General features: G+C 33.8%; 13 protein-coding genes and 1 rRNA gene. 2 read left to right on the top strand and 12 right to left on the bottom strand.

What is annotated here, in order from left to right; translation table 11 throughout:
• The 4 genes from BHF71_RS11015 to BHF71_RS11000 all read right to left on the bottom strand — a co-directional run.
• Positions 1–426: ribosomal RNA gene (locus tag BHF71_RS11015) — 16S ribosomal RNA — on the bottom strand; the annotation flags it as partial.
• A 345-nt stretch (positions 427–771) separates the two neighbouring features.
• Positions 772–990, bottom strand: coding sequence for a hypothetical protein (locus tag BHF71_RS11010; protein WP_069657676.1), 219 nt, complete (start codon positions 988–990; stop codon positions 772–774).
• 113 nt (positions 991–1,103) lie between these two features.
• A complete protein-coding gene (locus BHF71_RS11005) occupies positions 1,104–1,523 on the bottom strand; it encodes an OsmC family protein (RefSeq protein ID WP_069657675.1) in 420 nt (139 codons plus the stop codon).
• A 31-nt stretch (positions 1,524–1,554) separates the two neighbouring features.
• Positions 1,555–2,172: a stage II sporulation protein M gene (locus tag BHF71_RS11000; protein ID WP_069657674.1), complete on the bottom strand. Its 618-nt coding sequence runs from the start codon at positions 2,170–2,172 to the stop codon at positions 1,555–1,557.
• A 136-nt stretch (positions 2,173–2,308) separates the two neighbouring features.
• Here BHF71_RS11000 and pdaB point away from each other — a divergent pair, with 136 nt between their 5' ends.
• Together pdaB and gerD are read left to right on the top strand one after the other, a co-directional pair.
• Entirely contained in the window at positions 2,309–3,073 is a 765-nt protein-coding gene (gene pdaB, locus BHF71_RS10995; protein WP_069657673.1) for a polysaccharide deacetylase family sporulation protein PdaB, read from the top strand.
• A 170-nt stretch (positions 3,074–3,243) separates the two neighbouring features.
• Positions 3,244–3,867 (top strand): spore germination lipoprotein GerD, encoded by a 624-nt coding sequence (gerD, locus tag BHF71_RS10990; RefSeq protein ID WP_084024516.1) that lies wholly within the window; start codon positions 3,244–3,246, stop codon positions 3,865–3,867.
• A gap of 67 nt (positions 3,868–3,934) precedes the next feature.
• Here gerD and BHF71_RS10985 read toward each other — a convergent pair whose 3' ends face one another.
• The 8 genes from BHF71_RS10985 to BHF71_RS10950 form a co-directional block, all read right to left on the bottom strand.
• Positions 3,935–5,008 (bottom strand): Mrp/NBP35 family ATP-binding protein, encoded by a 1,074-nt coding sequence (locus BHF71_RS10985; RefSeq protein ID WP_069657672.1) that lies wholly within the window; start codon positions 5,006–5,008, stop codon positions 3,935–3,937.
• Between the two features lie 149 nt (positions 5,009–5,157).
• On the bottom strand, positions 5,158–5,895 hold the full coding sequence (gene cwlD, locus BHF71_RS10980) for an N-acetylmuramoyl-L-alanine amidase CwlD (RefSeq protein WP_069657671.1): 738 nt from the start codon (positions 5,893–5,895) through the stop codon (positions 5,158–5,160).
• A gap of 174 nt (positions 5,896–6,069) precedes the next feature.
• A complete protein-coding gene (gene rpsI / locus BHF71_RS10975) occupies positions 6,070–6,462 on the bottom strand; it encodes a 30S ribosomal protein S9 (protein WP_069657670.1) in 393 nt (130 codons plus the stop codon).
• 17 nt (positions 6,463–6,479) lie between these two features.
• Positions 6,480–6,917 (bottom strand): 50S ribosomal protein L13, encoded by a 438-nt coding sequence (rplM, locus tag BHF71_RS10970; RefSeq protein ID WP_069657669.1) that lies wholly within the window; start codon positions 6,915–6,917, stop codon positions 6,480–6,482.
• Between the two features lie 171 nt (positions 6,918–7,088).
• Positions 7,089–7,829: a tRNA pseudouridine(38-40) synthase TruA gene (gene truA, locus BHF71_RS10965; protein ID WP_069657668.1), complete on the bottom strand. Its 741-nt coding sequence runs from the start codon at positions 7,827–7,829 to the stop codon at positions 7,089–7,091.
• Between the two features lies 1 nt (position 7,830).
• Complete coding sequence (locus tag BHF71_RS10960; RefSeq protein ID WP_069657667.1) at positions 7,831–8,637, bottom strand: energy-coupling factor transporter transmembrane component T family protein; 807 nt, start codon at positions 8,635–8,637, stop codon at positions 7,831–7,833.
• On the bottom strand, positions 8,637–9,494 hold the full coding sequence (locus BHF71_RS10955; RefSeq protein WP_069657666.1) for an energy-coupling factor transporter ATPase: 858 nt from the start codon (positions 9,492–9,494) through the stop codon (positions 8,637–8,639). The genes BHF71_RS10960 and BHF71_RS10955 overlap by 1 nt, the downstream gene beginning before the upstream one ends.
• On the bottom strand, positions 9,479–10,315 hold the full coding sequence (locus tag BHF71_RS10950) for an energy-coupling factor transporter ATPase (RefSeq protein WP_069657665.1): 837 nt from the start codon (positions 10,313–10,315) through the stop codon (positions 9,479–9,481). Before BHF71_RS10950 ends, BHF71_RS10955 begins: the two co-directional genes overlap by 16 nt.
• Between the last annotated feature and the right edge of the window lie 71 nt (positions 10,316–10,386).

The raw sequence follows: 10,386 nt of genomic DNA, 5'->3' as shown, positions 1-10,386 counted from the left end.
CTTCATCACTCACGCGGCGTTGCTCCGTCAGACTTTCGTCCATTGCGGAAGATTCCCTACTGCTGCCTCCCGTAGGAGTCTGGGCCGTGTCTCAGTCCCAGTGTGGCCGATCACCCTCTCAGGTCGGCTACGCATCGTCGCCTTGGTAGGCCGTTACCCTACCAACTAGCTAATGCGCCGCGGGCCCATCTGTAAGTGATAGCTTGCGCCATCTTTCCCTGTTATCTACATGCGTACTAACAGCTTATCTGGTATTAGCTCCGGTTTCCCGGGGTTATCCCAGTCTTACAGGCAGGTTGCCCACGTGTTACTCACCCGTCCGCCGCTAAGTTTATTAGGAGCAAGCTCCCATAAACTTCGCTCGACTTGCATGTATTAGGCACGCCGCCAGCGTTCGTCCTGAGCCAGGATCAAACTCTCCATAAAAAGTTTGAGTTAGCTCTTTTTTTGACTTTGGTCCCACAATTCCTTGTGGCACGCTTGGCTTGTTACACTGTTCAGTTTTCAAAGAGCAATTTCAGCGACATTTGTTATCTTATCATATCTCACTACTTGTTGTCAATGCTTTTTTTTGATTTTTTTTAGTTTGTTTTATTGCACTATATTCATCTCAGCACTCCATCAAGAAGTGACGATAGATATATTAACACGTTCTATTACATAGTGTCAATATTTTTTTTGTCATAAAGTAATGTTATCCAACGACGTTTTATAATTTAACATATTTTAATTTGCCATGTCAATATAAAAATGTATATTTTAATTTAATTTTTAATGCGTCTGGCGACTCCTAGCGTACTTTGATAATTCTTTCGTATTTCCAAATCGGGAATACATTTTAAATATAATATGGTATCTATCTTCAATAGCCTTTTTTAGCGATCCGTCTATTCTATAATCACTTAAGTCCAATAACATTTCGTCTAACTCTCTACGTAAAATATATTCTAATTCTTTGCATTCTCTATCATTAAATAAAAAGCCTAGCACACCATATCGCTCCCTTTAAAGCAAATCAAAAATTTGGTTGTATAATTAATTTCCCTTTTTTTAAAAAAAATACTCCATTTTATAGAGTATTTTTTAAAAAATTTGGCTACTGATTATTCAAATTTTTCACCATTAATTTCGTAGCTGTATGTAATTTTTGCATTTAGGGACTTAGATACAGAACAATATTTCTCTTGAGTTAAATTGATAGCCTTCTCAACCTTGCTCTTTTCTAAATTTGGACCTGTTAAAACATAATGAACATTAATTTCTGTGAATCTTTTAGGATGCTCTTCTGCTCTTTTAGCATCGATTTCTATCTTAAATGTTTCAATAGTATTTCTCATTTTTTTAAGGATTGATACTACATCCATTCCCGTGCATCCACCAAGACCACTGAGCACCATTTCCATTGGTCTTGGTCCCTTGTTTTCACCGCCCACTTTTTCAGCGGCATCCATGACGATACTATGTCCAGATCCACCTTCCCCTTCAAACATCATATTGCCTTTCCATTCTACATTCATCTTCATATTCTAAATCACCTCATCAAATTATTTTATCTTATTGATAATAAATTAAATTCAATAAATAAATAGTTAATGTACTTTCAATTATGGCTGCTAATAGCAGTAATATCGTTATACCCATCAATATAATGGGAATCTGTTTTATTATGTGCCAAAAGAATAATTTATTATACTTTGAAGCATTTTCTTTGAACATATTAAAAATCCATTGAAATAAAGCGAATCCCAATCTCATTCCGTATGCTGCAGAAATAATTATCGCTGGAACTTCCAAAATACCATGGGGTAAGACACCTACTAGAAAGAAATCAATTGTTTGTCCAGAATTAATAATTAATTTCATTAATGCCCCAATAATTATGCCATTAATTACTAAGTATACTATAGGAATGATACCAAATAAAAGACCTGAGAAAATCATCGTTAGGGCTACTAATAAATTATTTTTAAAAATAACTAAAATCGTAAACATCATATTGTTTTGTTCACTTATTTGATTGGCAATCTCCTCAATCTGCTCTAGAAAGGTTTTAATAAGTCCATTAGAATCCATCAAAAAGTATCCGATTGCTATGCTAAGAGAAAATAAAATAATGCCCCTATAGATATTTTTTTTATTTTCTAAAACGACGTCCCAAAACAATTTGACCATAATAACACCCCTTATAATCTATTCAATATAATATCACATTTTTGTACCATTTTCTGCTATTAATTAAATTGCATATCCTCAACTGTCCAGCATAGATATTTAAGTGATACAACCTTTACTTAGGAGTTGAATATCTATGAAATATATTTGGGTTTTAAGTGCTAAAAAAATCAAACAAACTATTATCGTTCTCACTGCCTTGATTTTTACTATTGGTATTGTATATACAGAAAAAGAAAATATTCCAGTTTTCATTTCTTCTGATGGTGCAAAGGCTATTTATAGTGTTAATACTGATAAAAAACAGATCGCTCTAACCTTCGACATCAGCTGGGGGAACAAACGCCCTGATCTGATCTTAGATATTTTAGAAGAAAATGGTATGCAAGGTAAAGTTACTTTCTTCTTGTCTTCGCCATGGAGTAAAGACCATCCTGAAATAGTTAAAAGGATTGTCGACGGTGGTTATGAAATCGGTAGTCATGGACATAAATATGTGGATTATAGCAAATTAACCGATCAAGAAATTGAAAATCAAATTTTAAAAGCCCATAAAATCTTAACCGAGCTTATTGGAAAAGAACCAAACCTTATTCGTACGCCAAATGGAGATTTTGATAATCGGGTATTAAACATTGCTAATAGACTTGGTTATACAGTCATTCAGTGGGACACTGACTCAAGAGATTGGGTGAATCCAGGTGTAAATGAAATAATAAATAGGGTTCTCAAAGGAGTCCATCCTGGGGATATTATCTTAATGCATGCTAGTGACTCTTCAAAACAAACTCAAGAGGCATTACCAATAATTATTAAAAAACTAAAACAAGAAGGTTACGAGTTTTTAACGGTATCCCAACTTATTTCAAACGCAAAAATTGAATCATCTGAAGTCGAATAAAAAGCTAGACAATCTGTTCTTTATTGTCTAGCTTTTTTTTTACATCGACACTAATTCTACAGCTTCGAAATTCCTTCTTTATTATTAGATCTATTACGCAATATTACTTGGATAAAATACCTCATTTCATGACATATTACTGATAAACATAAAAAAAGGAGGGATTAGTATTGTTTAAATATAATTCTTATAAATTTTTTTTGAAATTCTTTATTATAATTTTAATCATTATTCTTCTAAGCAGTTGTAACGTCTTCAAGAAGACCCAAAACACCTCCGAACCAAGTTATAAAGAATTAAAACAAATGGTTCTTGATATTTTACAAACTGAAGATGGGAAAAAGGCGATTCAAGAATCGCTTCAAGATCCAAAAATCCAGAAAAAAATGATCTTAGAAGATAAGGAAGTTAAAAAAATTGTTAAAGAAGAATTTTTATCGCCAGAAAATAAAGAAAAACTAAAATCTATGTTTGAAGATCCTAAATTTGCATCTGAACTAGGTAAAACATTGAAAAAAGAAAATGAAAAACTTTTAAAGGATTTGATGAAGGATCCGGAATATCGAAAAATGCTGATTGAAGTTATGAAAGACCCAGAATTTGAAAAGATATTATTCGATGCTATGAAGACCAATGCCTACCGTACGCAAATGATGTTAGTTATTAAAGAATCTCTGCAAAGTCCAATGTTTAAATATGATCTCCTGAAATTAATGGAAGAAGCCAGTAAGGAAGCTTTAAAGCCTGAAAAAGAAAAGGATAAAGAAAAAAAGAAAGATGAGGGTGGAGAATAAATATATAAGCTATTCCCTTTTAATTGTGGGAATAGCTTATAATCTATGAAATTTTGTAAATTTAGAATTAAGCTTTCTCGATCACCTTTCGGGCCAATTGTTGGTAAATTTCGCCTATTTTACTTCCTTGTGGGTAGATCGAAGGAGCAAATTCATCTGTTTCTTGGTAATCTGGTGCACCGATTGGAATTTGTGTTAATAGTTCTGTTTTTAATTCCTCTGATAGTTTTTTACCTCCATCTTTACCAAAGATATAAGCCTTTTCTCCAGATTCACACTCATAAAATGACATGTTCTCTACAACACCAATGATTTCATGGTTGGTCTTTATCGCCAATGTTCCGGCTCTAGCAGCAACAAAAGCAGCTGTTGCATGTGGTGTTGTAACAATGATTTCTTTACTTTGAGGAATAGTGTTATGAACATCTAATGCCATATCCCCTGTTCCGGGAGGTAAATCTAATATCATAAAATCTAGATCTCCCCAATAAACTTCTTCAAAAAAAGTTTTTAACATTCTACCTAACAAAGGTCCTCTCCAGACAACTGGTGAATTATCAGGGACAAAAAATCCCATAGATATTACTTTAACCCCAAAGCGTTCAACTGGTAAAATCAATTTATCTATTACTTTAGGTTGTTCTTCAATCCCCATCATATCCGGAACACTAAAGCCATATATATCAGCATCAATTAGACCTACTTTATTCCCCATTCGTGCCAAAGCAACCGCTAGATTTACAGATACAGTTGACTTACCTACTCCACCTTTACCACTGGTGACAGCGATGAATTTAGTTTTAGAATCAGCTGCTAATAAAGGTGAACCTTTTTGAGGGTTCAAAGAAACTTGACTTTTACCCCCTTGAAGCTTAGTTGCTAATGCTGAACGCTCTTCATCAGTCATAGAGCCGAATGTTACATCCACTTCCTTTACACCTAATGCTTTTAGTGCATTTTCTACATCCTGACCAATCGTTGATTTTAATGGACAGCCTTGAATGGTTAAAACAACTTCTAAACTCACTTTATCTCCATCGATTACAATATTTCGAATCATATCAAGATCAACTAAACTACGATGGATTTCTGGATCTTCAACCCCTTTAAGTGCTTCGAGCACTTGTTCTTCAGTTATCATTTTGACACCCCTTCACTTTCTTTGTTCAATGTTAATTATTTACTATTTATACTGTAATAATTATAACATAAAAAAATACTAGCGCACCTTTGATTAAGTATTGTATTTTGAATAAGTGCAGCATTTAGAAGTTGTTTTTTTTATACTATTTATGGAGTTTGTTTTGAATAGTAAGTTAACATCCCCTGATAAATTGCAAATGCTATTTTTCTCTGATATTCTTCATCTTTCAATAATTCAGCTTCCTGCGAATTTGATAAAAAACCTACCTCTACCATTACTGATGGTAACTCGACATACTTAAGTACTATAATGTCATTACGAGGCAACGGAACACGATCCGTATTTTGTAAATTTTTTATCAGTTCTTCTTGAATATAAATAGCCATTTTTTTATTTTCTTCTCTTATTGGATAATAAAAAGTTTGAGCACCACGCCATTTAGAAGATGAGATGCTATTTAGATGAATACTGACGAAAAAATCAGCTAAACTTCTATTCGCTAAATTAACCCTATTTTTCAAATCTTCCAGTTTTCTCCTCGATAACCCTTTTGTATTTAGTTCAGCCAAATCCTTGTCTGAATCTCTTGTCATTATTACAAGAGCTCCTGCTTCATTTAGATAATCTCTTAAATATTTAGAAATACTTAGTGTAATATCTTTTTCAACAATCCCACTTTTACTAACCGCCCCTCCATCTGGTCCCCCATGACCGGGATCGAGAATGAAAATGTATCCAGATAAAGGTAATGTCCAACTAGACCATGATTGATTTACCGGAACATCATAAAGCATAATAGTTATTATAATTAGCAATGCAAATACCGTACTTGCTATTTTGAATATATTTATTTTTTGAAGTATTTTTTTTAGATAATTAATCATCCTTCTCCCCCTTTTATTCACTATAAATGCCGCATTATCTCTTTTAATATGTATGGGACGAGTTTGGTATTTAGAACAAAATTCAAATGGACTTATTGGTCCGTATCATTCTATTTGTTCCGTTAAAGCAAAAAACACCCAAAATATTTGGGTGTTTTTTCCATAATAGATATATTAACGTTTTGAGAATTGAGGAGCACGACGAGCAGCTTTAAGTCCGTATTTCTTACGCTCTTTCATACGTGGATCGCGTGTTAAGAATCCTGCCTTTTTCAAGATAGGACGGAATTCTGGATCAACTTTTAGTAGAGCGCGAGCAATACCATGACGAATTGCCCCAGCTTGACCAGTAAATCCTCCACCTTTAACATTTACAAGAACATCATATGATTGAGCAGTTTCAGTTGCTACTAATGGCTGCTTAACGATAACTTTTAATGTTTCCAAACCAAAATAATCATCTAATTTGCGCTTATTTACAATAATTTGTCCGTCACCAGGAACCAAACGTACACGGGCAACAGAATGCTTACGACGACCTGTTCCGTAATATTGTACTTGTGCCAAAGCCATAACCCCCTTTATTAACCTTTAATTTCCCAAACTTCTGGTTTTTGAGCTGCATGTGGATGTTCAGAACCTGCATACACTTTCAATTTCATACCTTGCTTACGTCCAAGGGTATTTTTTGGTAACATACCTTTAACTGCAAGTTCGATCATACGCTCTGGCTTATTCTTAAGCATATCTCCAGCAGTTGTTACTTTTAATCCTCCAGGATATCCTGAATGACGATAATATTTCTTTTGTGCTAATTTCTTACCTGTTAAATGCACTTTATCTGCATTAATAATAATTACAAAATCTCCAGTATCTACATGAGGAGTATATTGTGGCTTATGCTTTCCACGAAGAATGCTTGCTGCTTCAGATGCTAAACGTCCAAGAGTTTTACCTTCAGCATCGATAATATACCATTTACGTTCAACCTCATTAGGCTTTGCCATGTATGTGGTACGCATCTTTTTCCCTCCTAATCTATGTCAAACTTTCTAACTTTCATATTTTACAAGAATGTTTTTTACATACTGTATTTAAATAACCCGGGGCTAGTGGGTTTTAAAATACCAAAGAATATAATACTACACATAACTGGTCGAGTCAAGAAATATTAATACGCATGGTACTGTTGTCTAATATTCTACGTCCCATAACGTTAATCCCTTTGCCGGAGCGGTAATACCGGCCATTGAACGATTCTTTTCCCTAAACAGACTACGAATATCTTCTAAACTCATTTTGCCACTACCTACTTCTACTAAAGTCCCCATTATTATTCGAACCATATTATAAAGAAAACCGTTGCCACTAATTTGGAAATATATCTCATTTCCTATCTTTCCAATTTCAGCTTCATATATCGTTCTAGTCCTATTTTCAATCTCACTTTTAGCAGAAGAAAACGAAGTAAAATCATGTTCTCCTATAAATAATTGGCTAGCCTTTTTCATAGTCTCTATATCCAGTGAATAGGGATAATGCCATGTATAATTTCGTCGGAAAACATCAACAACCCTATCGTTATAAATAGAATAACGATAAATTTTCTTTTTAACATCAAATCGAGAATGAAACTCAAAAGGCATTTCAGTTGCCGATTTAACAACTATATCTTCAGGTAAGAGAGAATTTAAGGCATCGACCCATTTTTCCACCGGAATTCTACTTTCTGTATGAAAATTGCAGACTTGTTTTCTTGCGTGAACACCTGTATCCGTTCTACCTGAAGCAGTAATTTTTATCTGTTGCTTGATAATCATACCGATTGCCTTTTGCAATTCTCCCTGAATGGTTCTTTGGTCAGGTTGGATTTGAAAACCATGAAAATTAGTACCATCATAACTTATTTCCAACTTAATATTTCTAACATTCATCTTACAAACCTCTAATACTTAATATTGTAATCAAAAGAACGCTGAAAATAAGGAGTAATAATAAATCCCTCCAAGTAAAAACAGATACTCTTAATCTCGTTCTACCCTCTCCACCACGATATCCCCGAGATTCCATGGCTATCGCTAATTCATCTGCCCTTTTAAATGCACTAATAAATAAGGGAATGATAATGGCGATCATATTTATAACTCTTTTATGGATTGGACCAGTTTCAAAATTAGCGCCTCTAGCTTTTTGAGCTTTCATAATTTTATCCGCTTCATCAACCAAAGTAGGTATAAATCTTAAAGAAATTGACATCATCAATGCCAATTCATGGATAGGTAAATTTACACGTTTTAATGGATTCAAAATTCGTTCCAAACCCATCGTTAAATCAATTGGTGAAGTTGTTAATGTTAACATTGAAGCGATTATAACTAATATTAGTAGTCTTAATGTAATAAATACAGCCTGTTCAATACCTTGACTATAAATTTCAATCCACTTCCACTGAAATACTAAATCGCCAGCCTTATTAGTTGTTAAATGGAGAATAATCGTAAACAAAATTATTAAAAAGATAGGCATGATACCTTTAACATAGTACGATATGGGGATTTTAGATATTAATATCCCAATGATGATAAAAGACAACAAAATTAAATACCCCAAAATACTATTAGTCAAAAATACCAAAAATATATATAAAAAAACAAAGATTAGTTTCGATCTAGCATCAAGCAGATGAATATATGAGTTACCAGGAATATAACGACCAATTACCATATATTGAGATAAATTCATTACTTCTTCTCCTTTAATCGAATGGATAGATAGTACTCTAATTCATCAATTGAAAAACAACTCAATGGTATTGGGGGAGTAATTTTTTGGTTTAATAATTTAATTAATTTGGTAATTTCCGGGATATCAAGGTTGTTTTCTTGTAACAAATCAACCCGATTAAAGACCTTTTGGGGAGTACCTTCAAGTAGTACCTTCCCTTGATTTAAAACAATAAGATTATCAGCGAAATTAGCTACTTCATCCATACTATGTGACACTATAATCGTAGTCATATTTTGCTTCTGATGAAGTTCGGTTATCATCTTAAATATGTCCTTTTTCCCAATCGGATCTAAACCCGCTGACGGTTCGTCCAGGATCAAAATTTTAGGACGAAAAGCTATAACACCAGCAATCGCTACCCTTCGCTTTTGCCCTCCACTTAACTCAAACGGTGAACGGTGAGCAAACTTCTCATATGGTAACTTTACTAGTTCCATTGCCTCTTTTACGGCTTCTAATCTTTCTACTTCTGTAAATCCATAATTGCTTGGTCCAAAAGCTATATCCTTTTCAACTGTTTCTTCAAATAGTTGATGTTCTGGATATTGAAAGACTATTCCCACTTGCTTTCTTAATTCAGCAAGAGCTTTTTTATTTTTCCAATCCATTTCACCTATTTTAACTGTTCCTGTACTTGGATGTATCAGTCCTGCAATTAGCTGAATTAAGGTTGACTTACCTGAACCAGTATGACCTATTATTCCAGTTATCGTTCCTTTTGGAATATGCAAATTAATATTATCTAACGCTTTTTTTTCAAAAGGAGTGTTCTTCATATAAGTTACAGAAACTTTTTTTAAATATATGTCCATAGTTCTTGTACAAACTCCTCTATACTTACTATATCTTCTTTAATCGGAACACCATTTTCCTTCAAACGGTACGCTAGTTCGGTAGCTAGAGGAACATCCAGCCCAATATGCTTTAAAAGTAAGCGTTCTTTAAACACCTTTTTTGGTGAACCATCTAATAAGATTTTCCCTTTATCCAATACAATAACCCGATCCGCCAGAATAGCTTCATGTAAATCGTGGGTAATGTGCAATATTGTAATTTTTTCAATACTTGATAGGTTTTTTACCGTCTGTAGTACTTCTTTTTTACCTTTAGGATCAAGCATTGATGTCGCCTCATCTAGAATAATAACTTTCGGTTTCATAGCAATAATCCCGGCAATCGCTACTTTTTGCTTTTGTCCACCAGATAAATAATGTGGTTCATATAACTTAGCAAATCCTAAACCTACTTTATCAAGTGCCTTATCCACTCTTTCACGGATCACTTCTGGCTCTATACCTTTGTTTTCTAAACCAAAAGCAACATCATCCTCAACTGTATTTGCAACGATCTGATTATCAGGATTTTGAAATACTATTCCAACTTGACTTCTTATGGTCCATACTTGTTCTTCATCACTATTGGTATCAATTTGATCAACTATCACCACACCCTCAGTTGGTAACAACAAACCATTAAGTAGTTTAGCCAAAGTAGATTTCCCAGAACCATTAGGTCCTAATATTGTGATAAACTGGTTTTCTTCTAGATATATTGAAATATTTTTAAGAACTTCTTGTTCCATCCCTGGATATTGATATGAAACATTCCTTAACTCAATTATAGGATTCACCATTTTCCCTCCAAATGAGAGCTTAATAAAAAATAAAAAAGGGTATCGAATCAGAAGCTGAAAATTCAGTTTCT

The organism is Vulcanibacillus modesticaldus (assembly GCF_001730235.1).
In the GTDB taxonomy this organism is placed as follows: domain Bacteria; phylum Bacillota; class Bacilli; order Tepidibacillales; family Tepidibacillaceae; genus Vulcanibacillus; species Vulcanibacillus modesticaldus.
This window is presented reverse-complemented; position numbering and strand designations above follow the sequence as displayed.